At 36.3% G+C, this 23,189-nt stretch carries 23 protein-coding genes and 1 pseudogene; 21 read left to right on the forward strand and 3 right to left on the reverse strand.

Features of this window, described 5'->3' with window-relative positions; all coding sequences use genetic code 11:
* The first annotated feature begins 202 nt into the window (after positions 1 to 202).
* The 5 genes from CIG1485E_RS01795 (at position 203) to CIG1485E_RS01815 (ending at position 4,741) form a co-directional block, all read left to right on the forward strand.
* Positions 203 to 1,861 (forward strand): SLC13 family permease, encoded by a 1,659-nt coding sequence (locus CIG1485E_RS01795; RefSeq protein WP_038453074.1) that lies wholly within the window; start codon positions 203 to 205, stop codon positions 1,859 to 1,861.
* A 261-nt stretch (positions 1,862 to 2,122) separates the two neighbouring features.
* Positions 2,123 to 2,563, forward strand: coding sequence for a DUF302 domain-containing protein (locus CIG1485E_RS01800; protein ID WP_200876041.1), 441 nt, complete (start codon positions 2,123 to 2,125; stop codon positions 2,561 to 2,563).
* A 302-nt stretch (positions 2,564 to 2,865) separates the two neighbouring features.
* Entirely contained in the window at positions 2,866 to 3,177 is a 312-nt protein-coding gene (locus tag CIG1485E_RS01805) for a hypothetical protein (protein ID WP_038453076.1), read from the forward strand.
* Positions 3,178 to 3,314: 137 nt separating this feature from the next.
* The gene (locus CIG1485E_RS01810; RefSeq protein ID WP_038453079.1) at positions 3,315 to 3,845 is read left to right on the forward strand and encodes a hypothetical protein; all 531 of its coding nucleotides are present in this window, start codon (positions 3,315 to 3,317) and stop codon (positions 3,843 to 3,845) included.
* 20 nt (positions 3,846 to 3,865) lie between these two features.
* Complete coding sequence (locus CIG1485E_RS01815) at positions 3,866 to 4,741, forward strand: hypothetical protein (RefSeq protein WP_038453082.1); 876 nt, start codon at positions 3,866 to 3,868, stop codon at positions 4,739 to 4,741.
* Positions 4,742 to 4,854: 113 nt separating this feature from the next.
* Here the strand turns inward: CIG1485E_RS01815 and CIG1485E_RS09155 are convergent.
* Both CIG1485E_RS09155 and CIG1485E_RS09450 read right to left on the reverse strand, forming a co-directional pair.
* A pseudogene (locus CIG1485E_RS09155) lies at positions 4,855 to 5,565 on the reverse strand (Cj0814 family flagellar-dependent secreted protein); the annotation flags it as partial.
* Between the two features lie 59 nt (positions 5,566 to 5,624).
* On the reverse strand, positions 5,625 to 5,762 hold the full coding sequence (locus CIG1485E_RS09450; RefSeq protein WP_158336099.1) for a hypothetical protein: 138 nt from the start codon (positions 5,760 to 5,762) through the stop codon (positions 5,625 to 5,627).
* Positions 5,763 to 5,817: 55 nt separating this feature from the next.
* Here CIG1485E_RS09450 and CIG1485E_RS09455 point away from each other — a divergent pair, with 55 nt between their 5' ends.
* The 6 genes from CIG1485E_RS09455 (at position 5,818) to trpA (ending at position 11,572) form a co-directional block, all read left to right on the forward strand.
* Positions 5,818 to 5,985 (forward strand): hypothetical protein, encoded by a 168-nt coding sequence (locus tag CIG1485E_RS09455; RefSeq protein WP_158336101.1) that lies wholly within the window; start codon positions 5,818 to 5,820, stop codon positions 5,983 to 5,985.
* 216 nt (positions 5,986 to 6,201) lie between these two features.
* Positions 6,202 to 7,467 (forward strand): anthranilate synthase component I family protein, encoded by a 1,266-nt coding sequence (locus CIG1485E_RS01825; protein WP_038453085.1) that lies wholly within the window; start codon positions 6,202 to 6,204, stop codon positions 7,465 to 7,467.
* The gene (gene trpD, locus CIG1485E_RS01830; protein WP_038453087.1) at positions 7,464 to 9,065 is read left to right on the forward strand and encodes an anthranilate phosphoribosyltransferase; all 1,602 of its coding nucleotides are present in this window, start codon (positions 7,464 to 7,466) and stop codon (positions 9,063 to 9,065) included. The genes CIG1485E_RS01825 and trpD overlap by 4 nt, the downstream gene beginning before the upstream one ends.
* Complete coding sequence (locus CIG1485E_RS01835; protein ID WP_038453089.1) at positions 9,056 to 9,652, forward strand: phosphoribosylanthranilate isomerase; 597 nt, start codon at positions 9,056 to 9,058, stop codon at positions 9,650 to 9,652. Before trpD ends, CIG1485E_RS01835 begins: the two co-directional genes overlap by 10 nt.
* A 2-nt stretch (positions 9,653 to 9,654) precedes the next feature.
* On the forward strand, positions 9,655 to 10,836 hold the full coding sequence (gene trpB, locus CIG1485E_RS01840; protein ID WP_038453091.1) for a tryptophan synthase subunit beta: 1,182 nt from the start codon (positions 9,655 to 9,657) through the stop codon (positions 10,834 to 10,836).
* Positions 10,829 to 11,572 carry a tryptophan synthase subunit alpha gene (gene trpA / locus CIG1485E_RS01845; protein ID WP_038453096.1) on the forward strand — a complete coding sequence of 248 codons (744 nt, stop codon included), beginning with the start codon at positions 10,829 to 10,831 and terminating at the stop codon, positions 11,570 to 11,572. Before trpB ends, trpA begins: the two co-directional genes overlap by 8 nt.
* Positions 11,573 to 11,627: 55 nt before the next feature.
* Here trpA and bamA read toward each other — a convergent pair whose 3' ends face one another.
* On the reverse strand, positions 11,628 to 13,883 hold the full coding sequence (gene bamA / locus CIG1485E_RS01850; RefSeq protein WP_038453097.1) for an outer membrane protein assembly factor BamA: 2,256 nt from the start codon (positions 13,881 to 13,883) through the stop codon (positions 11,628 to 11,630).
* A 152-nt stretch (positions 13,884 to 14,035) separates the two neighbouring features.
* Here bamA and CIG1485E_RS01855 point away from each other — a divergent pair, with 152 nt between their 5' ends.
* The 10 genes from CIG1485E_RS01855 (at position 14,036) to rimP (ending at position 23,102) form a co-directional block, all read left to right on the forward strand.
* The gene (locus CIG1485E_RS01855) at positions 14,036 to 14,866 is read left to right on the forward strand and encodes a prephenate dehydrogenase (protein WP_038453099.1); all 831 of its coding nucleotides are present in this window, start codon (positions 14,036 to 14,038) and stop codon (positions 14,864 to 14,866) included.
* Between the two features lie 56 nt (positions 14,867 to 14,922).
* Positions 14,923 to 16,290 carry a peptidoglycan metallopeptidase Pgp6 gene (gene pgp6 / locus CIG1485E_RS01860; protein WP_038453101.1) on the forward strand — a complete coding sequence of 456 codons (1,368 nt, stop codon included), beginning with the start codon at positions 14,923 to 14,925 and terminating at the stop codon, positions 16,288 to 16,290.
* Positions 16,291 to 16,309: 19 nt separating this feature from the next.
* Entirely contained in the window at positions 16,310 to 17,209 is a 900-nt protein-coding gene (locus CIG1485E_RS01865; RefSeq protein WP_038453103.1) for a PhzF family isomerase, read from the forward strand.
* Positions 17,210 to 17,280: 71 nt separating this feature from the next.
* Entirely contained in the window at positions 17,281 to 18,162 is an 882-nt protein-coding gene (lpxC, locus tag CIG1485E_RS01870) for a UDP-3-O-acyl-N-acetylglucosamine deacetylase (RefSeq protein WP_038453105.1), read from the forward strand.
* A 38-nt stretch (positions 18,163 to 18,200) separates the two neighbouring features.
* Positions 18,201 to 18,605, forward strand: coding sequence for a glycoprotease (locus tag CIG1485E_RS01875; protein WP_038455505.1), 405 nt, complete (start codon positions 18,201 to 18,203; stop codon positions 18,603 to 18,605).
* Between the two features lie 8 nt (positions 18,606 to 18,613).
* A complete protein-coding gene (thrB, locus tag CIG1485E_RS01880) occupies positions 18,614 to 19,498 on the forward strand; it encodes a homoserine kinase (protein ID WP_038453108.1) in 885 nt (294 codons plus the stop codon).
* Between the two features lie 23 nt (positions 19,499 to 19,521).
* Complete coding sequence (locus CIG1485E_RS01885) at positions 19,522 to 19,758, forward strand: YlxR family protein (protein ID WP_038453110.1); 237 nt, start codon at positions 19,522 to 19,524, stop codon at positions 19,756 to 19,758.
* Entirely contained in the window at positions 19,751 to 22,330 is a 2,580-nt protein-coding gene (gene infB / locus CIG1485E_RS01890; protein ID WP_038453113.1) for a translation initiation factor IF-2, read from the forward strand. Before CIG1485E_RS01885 ends, infB begins: the two co-directional genes overlap by 8 nt.
* Positions 22,327 to 22,695, forward strand: a complete 369-nt coding sequence (gene rbfA / locus CIG1485E_RS01895; protein ID WP_038453115.1) for a 30S ribosome-binding factor RbfA — start codon at positions 22,327 to 22,329, stop codon at positions 22,693 to 22,695. The genes infB and rbfA overlap by 4 nt, the downstream gene beginning before the upstream one ends.
* On the forward strand, positions 22,692 to 23,102 hold the full coding sequence (rimP, locus tag CIG1485E_RS01900; RefSeq protein WP_038453117.1) for a ribosome maturation factor RimP: 411 nt from the start codon (positions 22,692 to 22,694) through the stop codon (positions 23,100 to 23,102). Before rbfA ends, rimP begins: the two co-directional genes overlap by 4 nt.
* Positions 23,103 to 23,189 lie beyond the last annotated feature (87 nt).

Below are 23,189 nucleotides of genomic sequence, written 5' to 3' on the forward strand. Positions count from 1 at the left end.
TTATATCAAATTAACTTTAACCCTAAAGTAATCCAAATTTAAATTTATTGTTTAAATAATAATTTATATTATCCAAATAATGTTACTAAATTTCACACTTTGAATAAAAAAAAGATAAAATGTAATAATTTTACACTAAATCATAAAATTTATTGATAGAATGTTAAATCAAATTTGAAAAATTATTATAAAAGGTGAATTTATGTCAAATCCTAACATTCCTGTTGACAAAAAGACAAGCACGGTTCAAATCGTTGGTCTTTTTGGTGGTATTTTGGCTGCCTTGCTTGTGTATTATATGATGCCAAGCAACGCTGGAGATATAGCACAAGCTGCTGCTAATGGCAAGAAACTAAACGTCGATGGCCTTCCTATCGTGGCTGCTGTGGCAGTGCTTATGGGTATTTGGTGGATGACTGAAGCTATCGCTCTTCCAGCAACTGCTTTGCTTCCTATGGTTTTGTTCCCGCTTCTTGGTGTTGATAGCTTCAAATCAGCTGCTACTCCTTATGCTAGTGATACAATATATCTATTTATGGGTGGGTTTGTTCTTGCTCTTGCTATGCAAAAGTGGAATTTACATACTAGAATAGCCCTTACTATCGTGCTTCTTATGGGTGCAAGCCCTAGAAAGCTAATCGGTGGATTTATGGTAGCAACTGGCTTTTTATCTATGTGGGTTAGCAATACTGCAACTGCTGTTATGATGCTTCCTGTTGGACTTTCAGTACTTCACTTAGTCGGCAAGCTTACTGGCAAGGATGACGGTACGGTAGAAGGCGATATGAGACACCTTGATGAGGTACAAAGAAAAGGCGCGCAAGGTGGTATCGTAAATGCAGTGCTACACAAAGGTAAAGATATAGTCTCAGAAGTCAAAGAAAGAACTAAATCTTATAGTTCAAATTTCGGTATAGCTTTGATGCTTGGTATTGCTTACGCTGCTTCTATTGGCTCACTTTCTACTATCATAGGAACACCACCAAACGCACTTCTTGTGGCTCATATGAAAAATGAATTTGGTATTGAAATCGGCTTTGGCGAATGGATGCTTATGGGCTTACCACTTAGCATTATCATGATGGCTGCTTGTTGGGCGATACTTGTTTATTGGTTGTTCCCACCTGAGATAGATGAGATACCTGGCGGCAAAGAGGTTATCAAAGACGAATACAAAAAATTAGGCTCAATGAGTTGTGCTGAAAAACTAGTAGGAACAGTGTTTGTACTAGCTGCACTTTGCTGGGTTTTCTTAGGATTCATACTTAAATCTTATGGTATAAAAGTAGGTAGTCTTGATACTATCGTAGCGATGAGCGTTGCGGTGCTACTTTTCATCATACCTGCAAACAAAAGCGGTGAGAGACTTATAGACTGGGACAGTGCGAAAAAGCTTCCTTGGGATATTTTACTACTTTTTGGTGGTGGTCTTGCGCTTTCAGCTCAGTTTGGCAAAACAGGATTATCGCTATGGATAGGCGAGCAAGTTTCAGTGCTTGGAGCTATGCCAATCGTAGCTGTAATACTCATAGTAACTGCTCTTGTTATTTTCCTTACAGAAATCACATCAAACACCGCAACTGCTGCTGCATTCTTGCCAGTTATCGCGGGCGTGGCTATCGGTCTTGGATATGAGGGCGGAAATGTTATGTTATTTACAATTCCTGTTGCTTTGGCTGCTACTTGTGCCTTTATGCTTCCAGTCGCAACCCCGCCAAATGCGATCGCTTATGGCTCAGGATATGTAAGGATTTCAAATATGATAAAAGCTGGTTTATGGCTAAATATCATTGGAATATTCTTGATAACTTCTGTAGTACTTTTGCTTGCTACAAGCGTATTTGGTATCTCTATCAAATAATTTTGCAAATAAAACTTTGCAAATATCTTTTATCCCCAAATTCAAATTTGGGGATAAGCTCTCAAATCTAAACTGTTACGAAAAGTTACAGATAATTAAATTTTTATAAATTCAATGTAAAATTTTATCTATTTGATATAAATTTAGCTCACTGGAAATTTTCAGTATAATTTTTTGTTTATTTGTAATTATTAAATCACTAAATTTAAATTTGTAAAACTTAAGTAGACTGTAAAATATTTTAATATAAAGGATAAAAAGGTGAAGAAATTTCTACTCATAGCAGCTTTGTTTGCTAGCTTTGTATTTGGAGGTGAGAAGATGCTTGTAACTGGTTTTAGTCCGCTTGAAGTCGGCGAAACTTCTACAAAATTACAAAATATCTTAAACGAAAAAGGGCTTAAAATATTTGGTGTGTTTGAGCATTCTAAATTAGCTAAAGAAGCTGGTTTACAGATGAGCGATACCGTCGTGGTGGCTTTTGGGGCTCCAAAAGCTGGAACTCCACTTATGCAGTGTGAGCCTAGCATAGCTTTAGAGCTTCCTTTAAAAATGGTAATTTATAAAAATAAAGATGGCAAAACTGTCGTGGCATACGATGATATTAAAAATATTGCGAAACGCTATGACGCAAACTGCGATGAGGTAATTGCGAAGCTAAGCGCAGCTCAAGCTAACTTTTTTAAGGCTATAACTAAGTAAATTGATTTAATATTTTGCTCCAAATTTTAAGCTAGACAAATAAAATTTTGGAGCCAAAATGTGTGTAAATATATTATATTTTTTACGTTAGATGTGGGCTAAATCTTGATATAAATAAAATACTTTAAAAATCCAAATACTTATATATTTTGGATTAAAATTTGACTTGCTACGGTCGATGTTAAATTTAGTATCTTAAATTTAATTTAATTTTTTTCTTAATTTAAACTTTAATTGTGTATTAAGTGTTATTTAGAAATAATTTAAAATATATTTTATTTTATAAAAAGGTTGTATGGGCTATGGATAAACTAAATTTATTATCGCAACAAAATTATGCGCTTTTGTATAATCAAGAAAAAACGGCTAGCAACTTAGCCCAAACTACCACTTCTGATATGGATGAGCTAAATCAGATATGGATACATGGGATGGGTGGCAAAAGCGATCTACAAACAAGCTACAATGAGACGAATGCCCAGTATTTAGCAAAATATGGCATGGGAGTAGACGAGTCCTTAGAGTGGAAAGAGCAGATTAAATTAGGCAAGATGAATGAAAACTACCCACTCACAGGCTACACAAGAGATAAAGAGGCAAATATCAGCATTTAGGGCAAGCTTATGGGCTATGATCCAGACTTTAGCCAACAAGAGATTAATGATTTAAAGAGATTTATCAATGAAAGCGGTGGGCTGGCTTTGAGAGTGCGTGGAGTTTTACAATTACAGACAAAAATAGAGCATATAGCGTGGACGAGGCGGCTGAGCTTTTTACTGGGAGCGTTCAAAAAGCAGGACTAGCTAAGATGTTTTTTGAGTCTAAGCCAAGCAAAGACGGAATAGATGGTGTAAAAATAAGCTTCAATCTTGTTAAAAGCATAGAGCTTCTAGACTCAAATTTAAGCATAGACGACTTCAAAGCGCAGTGGGCAAAGAACGTCCTTGATGTAAGATATGGATTAAATCTTGATGAGGAAAATGCAAAATATGCTATAGATATTTTAAACGAGTTAAAATCTGGTAAAAGTGAAATTTGGGATGAATTAAATCCTAAAGCTAACCAAAATACGCAAGACCCGCAAGAAGACGCTAAACAAAACGAGCAAAAAGATAAGCCATTTAGCTTATTCAAGGCTACTCAAAAAACTAGCTACAATGAAGCTCCAGCTTCAGCTTTAAAGCATTTTTATGAGCTGATAAAGACTGAATTTGATAATGGCAAAAGTGAGCTTGAAATCCTAAAAATGATAGCTAAAAATAGCATAAATATAATAGCATAATTATTTTAAAAGGGTATTAAATGGATATTAAAAACGCTGTCACGCCAATCAATGTTCCAACATTAAATAATGGCGTGAAATTATATAACAAAAATGAAGAGACAAGGCTAGATGCATTGGCTGGTGGATTTGATCTCATAACGCCTATGTGGCAATACCACAAAGATGGTGCTCAAAAAGGCGCGTATCAAAGTAGCTTGGAGAGTGATTTTTTAATCACTGGGTCGATTAGAACTACTATTTTTGGCATGGAAACATATGCTAATTTTGACGCTAAAATCAACTGGACAAACACGGCAAATAAAGCTTTAATGGAATTTAATCTAGCTTTAGGCGAGGATTTTAAAAAGTCAGATTTTAGTAAAGACGAGCTAGAAAAAGTTGGTTTGGATCTAAAAAATATGCCAAATTTAAAGCAAAATATAGACAAATCAACTGTTTTTAATATATTTTTATATCAAAATATCAATAAATATCTTGATGTTGATTACGCTATACAAAAGCTCCTTAACTCTGGAGTCTATGAAAAAGGCAATGAAGAAGAAGATAGACAGATAAAAGAATTTGTCAAATACCAGCTCATGGCTCACTGGGAAAGCAGCCCAGCAAGCATGGAATTTGTTAAAAATTTGACTAAAGATATGGATTTAAACAATGCAAAAATAGAAAAATCCAAAGATGATAATCAAGCAACTGAGCCACAAAACGAACCCAAATCGGATGAAAAATCCCCAAGAAAAGCCATAGAAGGCAAAAGTCAAGACAATACAACCTATAGCCAAAGTAGTCAAATTTATTCAAAGGCTTTTTTGGAATTTTTAAAATCGCAAAATTTAGATAGTAGCTCCATGGCAGAACTCCTAAAAAACATAGAAAAAAGCAATATCAAAGTGTAGCAAACTACGGCCAAATTTGATTAAATTTGCTACACCTTTGTGGGGCTTAAAAGCTTTGTTAAGCCACTAGCTAGATTATCTGAAAAATTAGTAATTTGCTCATTGCTTAGTTTTCAGCCATTATCTTTGGCTTGTTGCAATTTAGCTTGAAACTCCTCCCACTGCGCTTGTGACGCCACAGTCATACCTGTTTCTTGCTTGAAGAAGAAAGACTCTAATAGTGGATTATAAATACTTGATTTAGCTCGGTTTTTGATTTCGTTTTGGAGATTGGCTATGTTTTCTATAAGGGTTTTATCTAAAGGAATGTTTTTGTTTCTGTTTGGGTCGTTTATAGTCATATACACTGACAAGGCGACATCTGCCCCAGCCTCTTTAGTTAGCTTTGTATCTCCGCCGTATAAGACTAAAATTTGTTGGCTTACACTCTTTAAGAAACTCATAAATACACCTTCTTTTGTGTAGCCTTCATTGTTTTTGTACACAGACATATCTGGATTAAAAGACCAAATAGCGTCTTTTCCTGTTTTATTATTCATTGAACTAGTAGAAAAATCCAACTTATTTGCAAAAAATCCTATGCCTAGCATTGATAATTTATCAGAAATATCATCTGCTTGATTAAATTCATCATTTGAGCTAAATATATTTGTTACTAATTCATTGCTTCTATCGATTAATCCTGATAATGCAGCGCCAGTTGGTGGCTCCATTCTACCAAAATCTACTCCCGAAGAGATATAGCCCTTTGGCATTTTACTTAGATCACTTGAGCTATAAATTTGCTTTGAGTTATCAAATACTTTGCTATTTATTTGATCAAATACATTGTAATATTATTTGATACTATTTGCCATATCTATTTTTGAAAATGCGTTATAGCTCAAAATGCTTTCTTCGCCTTTAAGCCAGTTGTTTGAAGAGTGAAATATACTGCTTTTTTCTCTATCTCTTCAAGCGTGCTTTTATGGATTTTGAAATCATCTGGAAGTCCAGCTGCTCTATTAAAATCAGCTCCCATATATCCTTTATCATCTACGCTATATCCATAGCTAGAGCCATATTTGATAGAGTTTATGTTTGTTTGGAGTTGTGATGGCTCTATTTCAAATTTGATATTTGAGCCAGTAAAGGAGCTATGTATATTAGTAGCTTTGGCTAAATTTGTGCTGCTTTGGATATTTGGCGATGAAGTTTTACTGGCATTTTTTGTCTTCTTATCTGTAAAGATAGAGTTGTATTAGTCGTTTGAGCCTATAGATGAAACTTCCATTTGCTTATCCTTTTATAACAAATTTATAACTTAATAAGCAAATGGCGTTCCTATCAAAAATCTTACATAAAATTATCAAAACTTATGCTAAATAGGGCGATTTTTCCTATGAAAAATTTAAATACTTTAAGCTAGGCAAAGAAAAATTTTTGTATAATATTTTTTTAAAAAAACTTTTGGAGCCAAAATGCTTTTACAAGAACCAGTCGCGTATCTAAAAAAGATATTACAAGATTATCCAAACTCATATATGGCAGAAGACACAACCCAAACTATCATAGGTATAGACTGCTCTTACATCGAGGGCGATGACTTTGCAAAGCTTAAATTTGCTTATGAAAATGGAAATAGGATTTGTGAGTTTGCTGGTTTATTTGGCGTTTTGAGCTACAACGCTGTGCATAAATTTGAAAATATTGGCGAGCAAAAGCTAGGACTTTACGACTTCCCGACATACTTTTACGCAGATGCAAAGGCCTACTTGCACTATGATAAACAAAGCAAAATTTACAGCTTTTATGGCAACAACGATTATTTCTCAAATCTTGAAGCAGTAGAAGCAAAACAGCCCCAAAAAGATAAATATTACAAAATAATAACAAACTTAGATAACGAGCAAAATCACTACAATAACGCTATCAAAAAAGCTAAAGAATATATAAAAAATGGAGATGTTTTTCAAGTGGTTTTGGGCGAGATTTTGGAGCTTGAGACAAATTTGGAAGCTTTGGAGTTTTACGAAGTGCTAAAAGTCCAAAATCCAAGTCCATATATGTTTTATTTCCCGACACCTTATGGCGTGGTGGCTGGAAGCAGTCCTGAGCTAATAATGCAGATAAAAAAAGATGAGATTTTCGTAGCTCCGATAGCGGGCACTAGAGGCAGAGGAAGCGACGCAAACGAAGATGAAAAGCTTAAAAATGACTTGCTAAATGACCAAAAAGAGTTAAGCGAACACAAAATGCTAATCGATTTAGCAAGAAATGATATAGGTAAATTTGCCAAACGTGGCAGTGTCAAGCTCAAAAACCCTATGCACGTGGAGTATTTTGAAAGCGTTATGCATATCGTGAGTGAGGTTTATGGTCAAAAAGATGAAAGCAGAAGCAATTTTGACGTTTTAAGTGTGGTTTTTCCAGCTGGTACGCTTAGCGGAAGCCCAAAAATCCGTGCTATGCAAATAATAAATGAGCTTGAGAGCTTTAGTCGTGGCATTTATGGTGGTGGGCTTGGATTTTGGCATTTTAATGGCGATGTTCAGATGGCGATTTTGATCCGTAGTGCGGTTTTTGTGCCTTGTGATGAGGGCAAATCAAGAGTATTTATCGGCGCTGGAGCTGGCATCGTGTGGGATAGCGTGGCGGCAAACGAATACGCTGAGATTTGCAAAAAAAGAAAGAGTTGCCTAAATGTTTTTGAGAAAATTTGCAAAAATGCAAAGGAGCCTAAATGATTTTAATGATTGATAATTACGATAGTTTTGTTTATAATATCTATCAATATATTTTAGAAACGACAGATGAAGAGGTCAGATGTCTTAGAAATGATGAGATAAATATCGAGGGCGTTAAGGCGCTAAATCCAACTAAAATCATCTTAAGCCCTGGTCCAAAACACCCTAAAGATAGCGGAGTTTGCCTTGATATTTTAAAGGCAAATTTAGACATTCCAGTGCTTGGAGTTTGTCTTGGTCATCAAGCAATAGGACTTGTTTTTGGTGCAAATATAAAAACCTTGCAAAGCCCAATGCACGGCAAAACTAGCCAGATAAACGTAACAAATCCAAACGAGATTTTCGCTGGTTTGCCAAGTAGTTTTAGCGTTATGCGTTATCATTCGCTTTACGTTGATGATTTGCCTGATTGCCTAGAAGTCACTGCTATGAGTAATGATGGCGTGATAATGGGGCTAAAGCACAAAACTAAGCCGATTTTTGGGATTCAGTTTCATCCTGAGAGCTATTTTACTCAGTATGGAAAAAAGATTATAGAAAATTTTGTCCAGCTCAATAAACCGCAAAACATAGAAAAACAGATGGTAAATTTCGCTCCATTTATGACAAAACTCCAAAAAAACTTCCCGCTTGATAGTAGTGATTATGAGGTGATTTGCAAGGCTCTAAGCGACAAAGATTATGATATAGTTCAGTTGGCTGGATTACTAGTGCTAATAAGTGAAAAGTCGCTTTATCCAGATAGCCTAGCAGCACTTGTCAAAAACATACTAAAATACTCAACTACTTATAACGACCCAGCACCGATGTTTGATATAGTCGGCACTGGTGGAGATAAGCTAAAAACCATAAATATCTCTACGACCACGGCTTTCATACTTGCTAGTCTTGGGGTAAGAGTGGCAAAACACGGCAACAGGGCAATTACAAGCAAAAGTGGAAGTAGCGATGTTTTGGGCGAGCTTGGAGTTCCTTTAGAAGCTGATATAAACAAGCTTAGAAGCCTTAGCCAAAATACAAATTTAGCATTTTTCCATGCGCCGTTTTTTCACAAAATCACAGCTGAAGTAAAAGATGTCAGAAATAAGCTTGGCATAGGAACAGTCTTTAACATACTTGGGCCACTTCTTAATCCAAATTTAGCCCTAAGCAATCAAGTTGTGGGAAATTACCTTGAAGAGGTCAATGAGCTGATCGCTAGAACGCTTTTAAATTTAGGCAGAAAACACGCTTTAGTCGTGCATGGAATGGACTCTATGGACGAGATTACGCTTTGTGATGAGACGCTGATCCATGAAGTAAAAGATGGCAAAATATTAGAATACAAAATCACTCCAGAGCAGTTTGGCTTCAATAGAGCTTTTCACGCTGATATTTTGGGTGGTGATGCGAAGAGTAATGCTGAGATTTTCAAGGCTACTTTAAAAGGTGAGCTTAAAGGGGCTAAATTTGATATAGTCGTACTAAATGCGATGTTTGGACTATATGCGGCTGATTTTGTACCAAGTCCTAGCCTAGCTAAAGATATTATTTTAGAGGCTATTAATAGTGGCAAGGTATGGAAATTTTATGAAGATTATATAAGAAAATGCAACTAAAAATTTGTGGTATTAAAAACGAGATTGAAGCCTTAGACGTCATAAGCTGCGATTTTGATGGCAAAAAGGTTGATTATATCGGTGTGATATTTGCCAAAAGCAAAAGAGCTGTCAGCAAAGAAGTGGCAAAAAATATAGTAAATTTGGCTCACAATTTTGGTATAAAGGTAGTCGGGGTTTTTGCTGATATGAGCTCCACGCTTGTCAAAGAAATTGCCAGCTTTTGTGATCTTGATGTGGTTCAGATTTACGAGCGAGTAGATGATAAAGGCTATTTTGGTTGTGAGGTTTGGCAGGTCTTTAGTGTGGGTGATGAGCTGCCAAATTTGAGTGGGAGCTATGACCTAGCGCTTTTTGATACAAAAGGCGTTTTAAAGGGTGGAAATGGGGTTAAATTTGACTGGAGCTTGCTTGAGAGTTTGGATATTAAATTTGGTTTAGCTGGAGGAATTGGGCTAGAAAATGTGAAAGATGCTATCAAATTTAAGCCATATTTGCTCGATATTAATAGCAAGGTCGAAGATGAAAACGGCATCAAAGATACAAAAAAAATAAATGAAATTTTAAAAATAATTTACGGGAGTTAGTTATGAATGTGAAGGCATATTTTGGAAAATACGGGGGACAATTCGTCCCAGAAACGGCGATGAATGCACTAATCGAGCTTGAAGAGGCTTACAATACAATTGCCATGAGCCGTGAGTTTAGAGATGAGCTTGATGAGCTTTTGAGAGATTACGTAGGTCGTCCTAGTCCAATGTATCATGCAAAAAGACTTAGCGAGCATTACGGTCATGAAATTTATCTAAAAAGAGAAGATCTAAACCACACAGGAGCTCATAAAATAAATAACGCTCTAGCTCAAGCCTTGCTTGCTAAAAAAATGGGTAAGAAAAAAGTCATGGCTGAGACTGGAGCTGGACAGCATGGCGTAGCGACTGCGACTGCAGCGGCTCTTCTTGGACTAGAATGCGATGTGTATATGGGCGAATGCGACATGAAAAGACAAGCCCTAAATGTCTATAAAATGGAGCTTTTGGGTGCAAAAGTCGTAAGCATAACTGATGGTCTTGGCACCTTAAAAGAGGCCACAACCGCCGCCATCCAAGCGTGGGTAAATGAGATTGAAACTAGATTTTACGTGATTGGCTCAGCCGTCGGCCCTCATCCATATCCAAAAATCGTGCGTGATTTTCAAAGCGTGATAGGAACTGAAGCCAAAGAGCAACTAAAAGCAAAAGGTGTTAAACCTGATTGCGTGGTAGCTTGCGTGGGTGGTGGAAGTAATGCTATAGGCATATTTTCAGCATTTTTAGATGATCATAGTGTTCGTATTTTTGGCGTGGAAGCTGGTGGGCTTGGGGCTGATACTCCTTATCACGCAGCGACTCTGACAAAAGGAAATGATGGCATAATCCATGGTATGAAAACTGTGGTCTTACAAGATGAATATGGTAGAATTTCGCCAGTTCATAGTATCAGTGCTGGACTTGATTATCCTGGTGTTGGCCCAGAGCATGCACATTTAAAAGATATCGGCAGAGTAGAGTATCACGCAGTTAGCGATGATGAGTGTATAAATGCACTTAAGCTTTGCACTCGTTTAGAAGGCATTATCCCAGCTATTGAAAGCTCACACGCTCTTGCATACCTTGAAAAGCTATGTCCTAGCCTAAAGCAAAAATCAAACATAGTAGTAAATGTAAGTGGCAGGGGCGACAAAGATATGCATACTATAATGGACTACAAAAAAGGAACTATCTATGGATAAGATTGCAAATGCGTTTAAAAATAAGGCAAATATAGGCTATATCGTGGCTGGTTATCCAAGTAGCGATTATACTAAAGAGTTTTTAAATTCGCTTGATGAAAGCGTACTTGATATCGTTGAGATTGGCATACCGTATTCAGATCCTTTGGCCGATGGAAAGCTCATAAGTATGGCTAGTTTTGAGGCTTGTAAAAACGGTATCACAACCGATAAAGTTTTTGAAATTTTAAAGTGCGTAAAAACTAGCAAATGCTTGGTATTTTTGGTTTATTATAATCTAATTTTAGCTTATGGCGAGGATAAATTCTTGCAAAATGCTAAAGAATGTGGAATGAGTGGGATTATCGTGCCTGATATGCCTTTTGATGAGAGCGAGGAGTTTAGGGCTAAGTGTTTGAAATTTAACCTTGCTTTGATACCTCTTGTAGCTCCAACATCAAAAGATAGAACCAAAGATATACTTAAAAATGCAAGTGGATTTATATACGCTGTTGGCTCTCTTGGAGTAACTGGCGGAAGTCAAACATCGCTAAATTCGCTAAAAGATATGATAGATGGCATTAAAGAAAATACAAATCTGCCAGTTGCCATAGGTTTTGGTATAAAGACAAATGAAGATGTAAAACGAACTAAGCTTTACGCAGACGGCGCAATAATTGGCACTAAAATAGTCGAACTTACACAAAAATGCAATGTAAAAGAGCTAAACAAAGAGATAGAAAAGCTATTTGTTTAAAAGAGATTTTGATAGCTAGCCAAAAGGTTAGCTATCAAATTTAGATTAAATTTAGTTAAAATCTTCTACCTATAGAAAACTCAAAACTACTTGTATCATCACCTGGCTTATCATCAAGAGCTTGAGCGTAGATGAGTTGAAGCGGTCCTATAGGTGTCACCCACTCTATACCAGCACCGACGCTTGAGCGTTTGATCTCGTTTAGGTTATCTTCGCCTATCATACCATAATCATAAAATACCATTGCACGCATTTTTAAGCGGTCAATGACAGGGATACTTAACTCAACTGAGTTATTAAACGCTATTTTACCGCCAGTATCAATGACTTTGCTGCCTTTTCCGGCTATTGTTATGTTCTTTTTAGGGGTTACGCTTCTGCTATCAAACCCTCTTATACTTCTTAAACCGCCTAAGAATAGCTTTTCATTTATAGGAAGTTTATCATCATCACTGTTCCAAATATAACCAAAGTTTGCTTTATATCTTAAGATTAGATCATAGTTGATATAATCATCAAGTCCAAGATAGTAGTTGAAATTTGATTTGTTTTTGACAAATTCCATATCTCCACCAGCTCCAGCATATTCAAAGCTAGTTCCAGCGATGATACCGCTTCTTGGGACATAATAATCATCTGTATTATTAAATGTAATGCCTGGAATTATTGAGCTTTTTAAGTTTTTGCCATTTTGATATCCAGCTTTTGTATAGAACTCATCAAGTCCAGATATTTTGCTTTGTTCGAGTTGGTAAGTTAAAAATACATTTGTGTATCTGCCAAATTTCCTACCACCAGTTACGCTAAAGCCGTAATTTTTCTCTTCATAATCATCCCACTCATAGTCATTTGCATAGATGCTTCCGCCCAGACTATACTCTGAGTCATTTACACGTGGGTTTGTTAGGCTGATAGTTCCACTTAATGTGTCATCACTCTTATCTACGCTTACGCTACCTTTGTATCCAGTACCAAATACGTTTGTATCGCTCACTCCAGCACTTAAAAGAAGTCCGTCGCTAGTGCCATATCCTATACCACCAGTTATGCTACCAGTTGAGGTTTCTTTTACGACTACTTCTAGATCAACTTGGTCTTTGTTTATGCGGTTTTCTTTGATTGAAGCATCTTCAAAATATCCACTTCTTTTTAGTGCATTTTTTGAATCGACAAGGTCAGTTCTATTGTATAAATTTCCCTCAGTCAAGTAAAGCTCACGACGTATAACCCTATCTGCTGTTCTGTCGTTTCCTGAGATAACAACATTTCTTATATATACTTTGTCATTTGGGACTACTTGGTAGATTATATCTACTGTTTTGTCTGCTTCATTTTTGTTTGTTTGTGGATAGACTCTAACGTAAGCATATCCTTTGTCAGCGACTAAATTTTCTATTTTTTCTATATCTTTTTTTAGCCACTCTGAGTTTAGTCTGTCGCCTTTTGTTAGTTTTAAGCTATCTATGATTTTTTCATTATCAAGTTCTAGCTCGCTTGGCGCTTCTATGCTTATGCTATTTACATTATATGGATTTCCTTCGCTTACATAGTATGTAAGATCTGCAGTGTAGTTATCAAAATATGTGTTTAAATATGGATTTGATACGCTAGCGTCAAGATAGCCTTTTTTTAGGTATTCATCGCGGATTTTGTTTGGGTCATTTGGCAGGTCAAAAATCTTAACCCCACCGTCATTTCGTCCCCACATCCAGCCCATGAACTCATATTCTTTGTTCGCTACTGCTGGTTCGATATCTGAATAATCCAAAACTTCAGCACCAACTAAATTTACTTTTTCTATTGTGATTTTCTCGCCTCTATTTACTGTCATTGTGACATGAAGAGCGTTTGGATTGCCGTGCATTGGCTCAGTGGTTACATCTGTAACGGTATCAAAATACCCTTTTGTTTCGTAGTATTGTCTGATTCTTTCTTTGGCTTTTTTGATGCCTGGTTGGTCGTACATTTGACCTTGTTTTATGCCAAGTATTGTATCGATGGTTTTTTTATCATTTGTCACAACGCCTTCTATATCAAGCCTTGCGATCGATGGTTTTTCTGTTAAATTTATAACAACATTGCCATCATTTTCTTCTATAAATATATCTTTGAAGTATCCTTGTTTGTATAAATTTATAATGGCTTGGTTTGAGTTTTGTGCGTTTAGCTCATCTCCAACTCTAAGCCCAGAAATGTCAGTAGCGCTGTCGCTAGATAGATGTATAAGACCTTTGTAAGCAATAGATTTGATAGTAGCCCCACTTAGTGCTAAAGGCAAACTCAAACCTACTAAGAAAAGTGTTTTTTTCATAAATTTTTACCTAATTTTTAAGTATAGTTTGGTATGGTATCATAATTTTTTTTAACATATAATAAATTCATTTTTTTGAATAATTAATGTTTTTATAATTATACTTTTGTGATTTTTAAAGTATAATTCCACAAAAATTTAAAGGTAAATTTATGAAAGTTGGCATAATAGGACTTGGACTCATCGGTGGCTCTTTAGGGCTTGCGCTTCGTGATATGAAGCTTATTTCAAGCGTGAGCGGATATGATCTAAATGAACAAAATCAATGTGACGCACTAAAACTTGGGCTTGTAGATGAGATTATCAGCTTTGAAGAGATGAAAAACAAGTGCGATATGATATTTTTAGCAATTCCGGTTGAGGCTATCGTAAAGACTTTGCAAAATCTCAAAGACATACCAAAAAGCACGACAATAGTAGATCTTGGCTCGACTAAAGAGCAAATTTTAGCTAGTTGCCCGCAAGAGATCAGAGAAAATTTCGTTGCAGCTCACCCTATGGCTGGTACTGAAAACTCAGGGCCAAAAGCAGCTTTTAAAACGCTTTTAAACGGCGCTGTTGTCGTCATCTGTGATGATAAAAATGCAGGCGAAACGCATATTAAAAAAACAGTTGAAATTTTAAGCCACGCTGGAATGAAAATAGTCTTTATGAACTCAAAAAGCCACGATCATCACGTCGGTATCATCTCGCATTTGCCTCACGCTATTAGCTTTAGCCTTGTAAATGCAACGCTCAAAGAAGAGGACAAAAGAAATATCTTGCTCCTTGCTGGAGGTAGTTTTAGCGGTATGGCTCGTATCGCAAAGTCAAGCCCAGATATGTGGTGCGATATCTTCAAACAAAATAAAGATAATCTTTTGAGTGCGGTAAATTCATTCCAAAGTGAGCTTGAAATTTGCAAAGATTTGATAAAAAATGAAAAATGGAGTGAGCTAAAAGAGTGGATGGAATCTGCTAGAAAACTAAGAGAAATTTTGTAAAATAAATTTACATTAATCTGATAGAATAATTTGTTTAAAATTTATAAGGTGTTGATATGAGAAGAAATAGAAGTTATAAGGGTATTATCTTTGTTGCTATAGTTATTTTGATAGCTGTTGGCGTGTATGGTGTGTTAAATTTAAGTATGTTTGAAAAAAATCTACCAAAAATAGTTTTAGACAGTGAGATAAATTGGAATCTCAAATCTCCAATTCCTTTAAAAGTAGAAGACGAAAGTGGCGTAAAATCTTTAAAAGTCATATTAAGCGACCAAGAAAAAAGCCATGTTTTGATCTCAAAAGAGTTTTCCACTCCAGAAAAAGAGCTGAGCTTCAACATAACTTTTCCTAAAAACAATATACTAAATAGCAAAAAACAATACACTATAAAAGTAGAAGCAACAGACGCTAGCAAATGGAACTTTTTCATGGGAAATAGCTCTGTAAAAGAGGCTAAATTTAAAATAGATACCAAAAGACCAGAGCTTTATATACTAAATCAATCATACAAAATAGCAAAAGGCGGCGCAGCTGCTGTTGTCTTTAGAGCTAGTGATGAAAATATGAAAGAGGTATTCATCACTACAAATTATGGTAAAAAATTTATAGCAACTCCATTTCACAAAGAGGGCTATTACGCAGCTATCATCGCTTGGCCTGCTACTGTAGATGACTTTAGTGCTGATGTTGTGGCTGAGGATTTGGCTGGCAATAAAAGCGTAGCTCGCATTAGATATTTCTTGCAAGATAGAAAATACAAAGTATCAAAAATACCTCTAACAGATAGATTTTTAGACGGCAAAATTTTAGAGCTTGCAAACCAATACGCAGACGATCCAGACTCTATGGACAAGCTTGCGAAGTTTAAATTTATCAACGAAACTCTAAGAATCTCAAATGAGAAAAAAATCGCAGAAATAACATCAAAAGTACCAGAAAAACTGCTAACTAGCTTTAACGTAAAACCATTTTATCCGCTTAAAAATGGCGCTGCTGTAGCGAGCTTTGGGGATCATAGATATTACACTTATGAGGGAAATGAAGTAAGCCAAAGCTGGCATTTAGGTCTTGATCTCGCAAGCGTTTCAGGGGCAAATATCGTTGCAAATAATCCATCAGTTGTCGTTTTTAACGCAGAAAATGGAATTTATGGAACAAACATCATACTTTATCACGGATTTGGACTTTACACACTTTATGGGCATTGTAGCAATTCTTTAGTAAATTTACACGACCAAATTTCACCAAATTTAGATATAGCAACCACTGGAACTAGTGGGCTAGCTCTTGGAGATCATTTGCACTTTGGAGTTTTGGTGCAAGGCATCGAAGTACGCCCAGAAGAGTGGATGGATACTAAATGGATGAAAGATAATATTTATGATATTTTAGAATTATCAAAAAAAGTCATAGATAAAAAATAACTGATTTTTGGATAAATTTATGAAAGCTTATAGAGTTTATCAAGTAGATTCTTTTACCACTAAAAAATTTTGTGGCAATCCAGCTGGGGTGGTGGCAAATGCTGACGGGCTCAGCGATGAGCAGATGCAAAGCATCGCAAGGGAGCTTAATAACTCAGAAACGGCATTCATACTAAGTCCAAGAGATAAAAAAGCAGATGTTTGGGTTCGGTTTTTTACGCCGAGCCAAGAGGTGCCGATTTGCGGTCATGCGACGATAGCGGCTCACTATATAAGAGCTTTGGAGCTTGGTTTAGACAAAGCAGATGTGTGGCAAGAAACCAAAGCCGGAACTCTTCAAGTCCAGATAAATAAAAGTAGTGATGACTATCTCATCACCATGACGCAAGGCGCTATAGAAATAGGCGACCTGCTTAGCAAAGATGTAGTTGATAAGCTTACAAAAGCCCTTAATATCAGCCAAGATGATTTAAATTTAGACTGCCCAGTTTGCATAGCATCGACTGGACATTCTAAAGTAATGGTAGGTATCAAATCAAACGAGCTTTTGAACTCTCTAAAGCCAAATGAAACTCTTTTAACATCGCTTAGTAAAGAAATTTGTTGCAACGGATATTATGTTTTTACCCTAAATCTAGATTCTGAGGCTTTAGTGCATGGGCGTATGTTTGCTCCTGCTATAGGCATCAGTGAAGATCCAGTTACTGGCAATGCTAACGGGCCTCTTGGAGCTTATTTGGTGCATTTTGGTCTCTTTGGAAGTGGTGGTGATGAGTTTAAATTTAGAGCTATTCAAGGCGAGGCAATAGGGCGAACTGGTAGCATGGAAGTGGTCGTGAAAAAAGAAAAAAACAGACCAAAAGTAGTGCAAATTTCAGGTCAAGCAGTCGTTGCTTTTAAAACAGAAATTCTAATATAAATATTTATTTTTAAATAATATTTACTAGTTTTTTGATATAATCAGCTTAGAAATTGATAAGGATTATAAATTTGAAACAAACAACAATAGCAAAAAAGGTTGAGGGAATTGGCATAGGTCTTCACAAAGGTGAGCCTATCAAAATCGTCCTTGAGCCTATGGATATAGATTCTGGTATAGTTTTTTATAGAAGTGATTTGGGGACTAGCTTTAGGGCTGAACCAAAAAATGTCATAAATACACAAATGGCAACAGTAGTTGGCAACACAAAGGGTTATGTCTCGACTATAGAGCACCTTTTGAGCGCGATAAATGGCTATGGAATAGACAATATTCGCATCGTTTTAGACGCAAACGAAGTTCCAGTAATGGACGGAAGTGCAATAAGCTTTTGTATGATGCTTGATGAAGCGGGCATTCGTGAGCTTGAAGCCAAGAAAAAAGTCCTTGTAGTAAAAAAAGAAGTAGAAGTAAGAGAAGGTGATAAATACGTCAAAGTAACGCCTAGCAAAAATCCTAAATTCAACTACACTATCAAATTTGAAAACCCAGTAATAGGCAAACAAAGCTACACTTTTGAGTTTAGCAAAGAAAATTTCATAAACGAAATAGCAAGAGCTAGAACTTTTGGCTTTTTAAAAGACGTCCAAAAGCTAAACTCAATGGGGCTAGCGCTTGGTGGAAGTCTTGATAATGCTGTAGTCATCGATGATAATCGTATCTTAAATCCTGAGGGGCTAAGGTTTGAAAATGAGTTCGTTCGCCATAAAATACTTGATGCGATAGGCGATATAAGCTTGCTTGGAGCTCCTATGGTTGGGGATTATGAAGCATATGCAGGAAGCCACGATCTAAACCACAAACTCACAGTCGCAATCCTAAGCGATGAGAAAAACTATGAAATGGTGACTTTAGATGAAAAAGCTCCAGAGTACGCAAAGGCTTTCGCATAAAAAGTATTGATATTTTAGTGGTGGCACTTAGTTCGCCAATGCTAGTTGGGATTTATGAAGATGACAAGCTTACTAGCCAGATAATCAGCGAAGAAAAGGCCAGCGAAGAGCTGATAAATATTTTATCAGATTTGAACTCTAAATTTGATATAAAAAGCATAACTTACGCAAATGGACCAGGAAGCTTCATGGGACTAAAAGTAAGCTATGCTATTCTAAAGACATTTTGCATAGTCAAAAAGTGTGATTTTAGAGCAGTTAGTGGCTTTGAACTAAACGACTTTGGAGCCATTAGAGCCAATAAAACGCTTAGTTTCACTTACAATAATGGCAATATAAATTTAGAAAAAATAGAACCAAAGCCATTTAAACTTCCTATAATTTTATCAAAATTAAATAAAAGTTGTGATACTCTTCCAAACTATATCATAGACGCAGTTTAGGAGCAAATTTGAAGATACTTACCCCAGCAACCAGCGCAAATTTAGGCCCTGGTTTTGACACATTGGGCTTAGCTATAAAACTATACAACGAAGTCGTAATCACAAAACAAAACTTTAGATCTGTTTGCATAAATGGTGAAGGCAGCGATAAAATCGGACTTAAAAAAAACAATACATTTATATTGATATTTAATGAAATACTCTCCCAGCTAACTGGCGAGCAAATGGAGTTTAGATTTAATTTCACAAATAATATTCCATTTTCAAGAGGGCTTGGAAGCAGCTCATCAGTCATCGTCGCGGCGATTGCTTCAGCCTATCATATGGCTGGATTTAAAGTAGATAAATCAGTAGTTTTAAACAAAGCCTTAAAATACGAAAGCCACCCAGATAACATATCTCCAGCAGTTTGGGGTGGATTTACCACAAATTTAGTCCATAACGGAGCAGTTTATACCCAAAGAGCCCAGCTTGGCGATGAGCTAAGAGCCGTCGTGGTCATCCCTGATAAACCGATGAGCACAAAGCAATCAAGAAACAAACTTCCAAAATCTTATAATATGATTGATACTGTAAATAACGTTTCTCACGCTTCATATCTAACTGCTTGTTTTTTAAAAAAAGACTACTTATCTCTTAAAATAGCTTGCATAGATAAAATGCACGAAGATTACCGTATGCCTTTGCTTCCAGAGCTTTACGATGTGCGTAAAATAGCCTATGAAAACGGATCTTTGATGAGTACGCTCTCAGGCAGTGGCTCGACGTTTTTTAACCTAGTTTATAGAGATGATGCGAAGAAAATTGCAGACGTTTTAAAACAAAGTTTTCCAAATTTTAGAGTGGAGATTTATGAATTTGACAACAATGGCTTTGAAATAGTACAAAGCTAAAATAAAGAAAAATAAGATATAATATGAACAAATTTCATAAACCTATAAGAATGTGTGTGGTTTGTAAAGGTAGATTTTTCCAAAAAGAACTTTTTAAATTTGGCTCCATAAATGGTGAAATAACTCCAAATCCAAAAAACATCAGATCATTTTATATATGTAATGAGTGTATAAATAAAGACAAAAAAGACCTAAAAAAGCCACTTTCAAGGTTTAGTAAAAATAGCGTAAATTTAAAGGAGATGCTAGCAAATGGCTAAAATTAGAATTAGTGAAATTGCAAAAGAACTTGGTTATTCAAGTAAAGAAATCTTAGAAAAAGCAGTCGAAATCGGCTTCAAAGTAACTACTGCTGCAAGTGCAGTTAGTGATGAAGACGCTGCAAAACTCTACGACTTTGTTCAATTTGGTAAAAAACCAGAGAGTGCAGAGAAAAAAAATACCAAAAAAGAAGCTAGCCCAAAAATACAAAAGCCAAAAGTAGAACCTAAAAAAGAGGAAATTCAAGAAGTAACCCCTCAAAAAATAGTTGAAACAGTAGAAATAAAGCAAGCCCAAGTGATAGAAAAAAAAGAAGATAGCCAGCCACAGGCTCCAAGCAAAACCGAGAGCTTAGCTAGTGCAAGTCTAGCAAAAAGACGTGGTCTAGTAATAGTCAAAAAGAAAAAAGATGAAGTCATCGCTCAAAGCCCTAAAAAACCATCATCTGAGCCTATAAATAAAAATTTAGAAGCTATATTTAGCAGTAGCGACGATAGTTTTAAGAAAAAGAAAAAAGAGAAAAAAACAGTTATTGCCACCAAAAAAGAGAACTCAGCAAAGATAGATTTGCTTGACGCTGTAAGTTTCAGCGATGATATAGCCCTTGATGACGACGATGTAGTGGTTTTGCCAGATCTTACAGTAAAACCTATAGAAGTAGAACGCACTCAAACTGTTAAAAAACAGCTAAATATCTACAAACCAGCTCAAAATAATAGTTATAATTTTGAAGGTGGTATCCAAAGAGGAAGTCGTAAAAAACATAAAAAAGTTGTTAGAGATAAAGAAAACGACGCTATTGCAAGTGTAAATATACCAAAAGAAATTCGTCTATATGAATTTGCAGATAAAATCAAAAAATCTCCAAGCGAAATCATAGCCAAACTATTTATGCTTGGTAAAATGACAACCAAAAACGACTTCTTAGAAGAAGATGAGATAGAGATTTTGGGTGCTGAATTTGATATAGAGATCAATATCATAGATACTGCTGAAGAGTTTGACTATGTCAAAGCTTACGAAGATGATACTGATGAAAATATCACAGTAGAAGACGAAGAAACAAGAGCTCCAGTAGTTACTATAATGGGTCACGTTGATCATGGTAAAACTAGCTTACTTGATTATATAAGAAGCTCACGCGTAGCTAGCGGAGAGGCTGGCGGTATCACTCAACACGTGGGTGCATATATGGTAGAAAAAAATGGCAAAAACATAACTTTTATAGACACTCCAGGACACGAAGCATTTACAGCTATGAGAGCAAGAGGAGCTGAGGTTACTGATATAGTCATCATCGTAGTAGCAGCTGATGATGGTGTAAAACCACAAACAAAAGAGGCGATAAACCATGCTAAAGCAGCTGGCGTGCCTATCATCATCGCGATTAATAAAATGGATAAAGAAAGTGCAAATCCAGATCTAGTAAAAACTGGTCTTGCTGAGCTTGACATACTTCCTACTGAATGGGGTGGAAACTATGAATTTGTTCCTATTTCAGCAAAAACTGGTATGGGCGTAGAAGATTTACTTGAAATAGTCTTGCTTCAAGCAGAACTGTTAGAGCTAAAAGCCAATCCAAACAGAGACGCAAAAGCTACTATCATCGAAAGCTCACTCCAAAAAGGTCGTGGTCCAGTAGCTACTATCATTGTAGAAAATGGTACATTAAGAGTTGGTGATACGATAGTTGCTGGCGTGGCTTATGGTAAGGTCAGAGCGCTTCAAGATGACAAAGGAAATGCACTAAAGTCAATAAAACCAGGAGAGTGTGGCGTCATCATCGGACTTAGCGAAGTTCCAGACGCTGGAGAGACTTTAATAAGTGTAAAAACAGATAAAGAAGCTAGAGAATACGCTCAAAAGAAATATGAATATTTACGCCAAAAAGAGCTTAGTAAATCAACAAAAGTAACCATAGACGAGCTTAGCGCTAAGATAGCTGAAGGTGAGCTAAAAACTCTTCCAGTCATCATTAAAGCTGACGTCCAAGGCTCACTAGAAGCTATCAAAGCTAGCCTTGAGAAGCTAAGAAATGATGAGATAAAAGTAAATGTTATACACGCAGGAGTGGGTGGAATATCTCAAAGCGACGTTGGTCTAGCAAGTGCTAGTGCAAACTGTGTGATTTTAGGATTTAATATCCGTCCAACTGGCGAAGTCAAAGAAAAAGCTAAAGAAAAAGGCGTAGAGATCAAAACTTATAACGTCATTTATAACCTTATTGATGATGTAAAAGCCTTGCTTAGCGGACTTATGAGTCCAGTTATCAGCGAAGAAGACCTTGGTCAAGCAGTTATCCGCCAAGTCATCAATGTACCAAAAATAGGACAAATTGCTGGATGTATGGTAACTGATGGAAGTATCCACAGAGGAGCAAAAATCCGTGTAATCCGTGATGGTGTAGTTGTATTTGAGGGCAATATCAGCTCACTTAAACGCTTCAAAGATGACGCAAAAGAGGTCGCAAAAGGCTATGAATGTGGCGTAGGTATCGAAGGATACAACGACATGAGAGAGGGCGATTATATAGAAAGCTACAAAGAAGTGGAAAACAAGGTAGAGCTATGAATCCAGCCGAAGTCAAACGCCTAAGAACTGAAAGTGTGCTAAAAGAGCTTATTCCAGAAGCTCTAAGCAGCCTTGAAGATCCATATCTAAAAGGTCTTTGTGTGACAGATGTCGAGTGCAAAAAGGGCAGATATGACGCCTTTGTTTATCTAGATAAAATGATGCTAGATGAGAAAGAACAAGCTTATGTTTTAAGCCACCTAAGACACGTAGAAAGACACATCCAAAACCACTGCATGGCAGCTGAGGGCTGGTATAGAGCTCCAAATTTTCATTTTAAATTTGATGAAAGGCTTGAATACCAAAATCATATTGATAAGCTTTTTGATAAAGTCAGCAGTGAGCTTGAAAAGGGTAAAAAATGACAGATTTATCAAATTTAGTCGCACAATGTGGCGTAAAACTCTATGACACAGAAGTCGTAAATGAAAATGGCAGAGTCATTTATAGGGTTTACATCACAAAAGATGGCGGAGTAAAACTAGATGATTGTGAAGCAGTAAGTAGGCTTTTGTCGCCTATTTATGATGTTATGCCACCAGTTAGCGGGGATTATATTTTGGAAGTTTCGAGTCCAGGACTAGAGCGAAAGCTTAGTAAATTTGAGCATTTTGCTGCTAGTATAGGCGAACTTGCTAAGATAAATCTAAACGACAAAACCGAGATAAAAGGCAAGATAATAGGCGTTAGCGAAAATAGCGTCACAATTGAGCCAGATCAAGAGATCAAATTTGAAGATATAAAAAAAGCAAGAACTTATATGGAGTGGTAACGCTCTTTAAATTTGGTTCGTTTTGAGCCAAATTTATTCTTTATTCTAAATTTTAATCACTATTTTATTATAATTGTTCATTAAATT

This window comes from Campylobacter iguaniorum, assembly GCF_000736415.1.
Classification (GTDB): domain Bacteria; phylum Campylobacterota; class Campylobacteria; order Campylobacterales; family Campylobacteraceae; genus Campylobacter; species Campylobacter iguaniorum.

Bases quoted from the DNA above. Each gene is read 5' to 3' on its own strand.
- CIG1485E_RS01795 (WP_038453074.1), top strand. From the start codon at position 203: ATGTCAAATCCTAACATTCCTGTTGACAAAAAGACAAGCACGGTTCAA.
- CIG1485E_RS01805 (WP_038453076.1), top strand. From the start codon at position 2,866: ATGGATAAACTAAATTTATTATCGCAACAAAATTATGCGCTTTTGTAT.
- CIG1485E_RS01815 (WP_038453082.1), top strand. From the start codon at position 3,866: ATGGATATTAAAAACGCTGTCACGCCAATCAATGTTCCAACATTAAAT.
- CIG1485E_RS09450 (WP_158336099.1), bottom strand. From the start codon at position 5,762: ATGGGAGCTGATTTTAATAGAGCAGCTGGACTTCCAGATGATTTCAAA.
- CIG1485E_RS09455 (WP_158336101.1), top strand. From the start codon at position 5,818: ATGTTTGTTTGGAGTTGTGATGGCTCTATTTCAAATTTGATATTTGAG.
- CIG1485E_RS01825 (WP_038453085.1), top strand. From the start codon at position 6,202: ATGCTTTTACAAGAACCAGTCGCGTATCTAAAAAAGATATTACAAGAT.
- trpD (WP_038453087.1), top strand. From the start codon at position 7,464: ATGATTTTAATGATTGATAATTACGATAGTTTTGTTTATAATATCTAT.
- CIG1485E_RS01835 (WP_038453089.1), top strand. From the start codon at position 9,056: ATGCAACTAAAAATTTGTGGTATTAAAAACGAGATTGAAGCCTTAGAC.
- trpB (WP_038453091.1), top strand. From the start codon at position 9,655: ATGAATGTGAAGGCATATTTTGGAAAATACGGGGGACAATTCGTCCCA.
- trpA (WP_038453096.1), top strand. From the start codon at position 10,829: ATGGATAAGATTGCAAATGCGTTTAAAAATAAGGCAAATATAGGCTAT.
- bamA (WP_038453097.1), bottom strand. From the start codon at position 13,883: ATGAAAAAAACACTTTTCTTAGTAGGTTTGAGTTTGCCTTTAGCACTA.
- CIG1485E_RS01855 (WP_038453099.1), top strand. From the start codon at position 14,036: ATGAAAGTTGGCATAATAGGACTTGGACTCATCGGTGGCTCTTTAGGG.
- pgp6 (WP_038453101.1), top strand. From the start codon at position 14,923: ATGAGAAGAAATAGAAGTTATAAGGGTATTATCTTTGTTGCTATAGTT.
- CIG1485E_RS01865 (WP_038453103.1), top strand. From the start codon at position 16,310: ATGAAAGCTTATAGAGTTTATCAAGTAGATTCTTTTACCACTAAAAAA.
- CIG1485E_RS01875 (WP_038455505.1), top strand. From the start codon at position 18,201: ATGCTAGTTGGGATTTATGAAGATGACAAGCTTACTAGCCAGATAATC.
- CIG1485E_RS01885 (WP_038453110.1), top strand. From the start codon at position 19,522: ATGAACAAATTTCATAAACCTATAAGAATGTGTGTGGTTTGTAAAGGT.
- infB (WP_038453113.1), top strand. From the start codon at position 19,751: ATGGCTAAAATTAGAATTAGTGAAATTGCAAAAGAACTTGGTTATTCA.
- rbfA (WP_038453115.1), top strand. From the start codon at position 22,327: ATGAATCCAGCCGAAGTCAAACGCCTAAGAACTGAAAGTGTGCTAAAA.
- rimP (WP_038453117.1), top strand. From the start codon at position 22,692: ATGACAGATTTATCAAATTTAGTCGCACAATGTGGCGTAAAACTCTAT.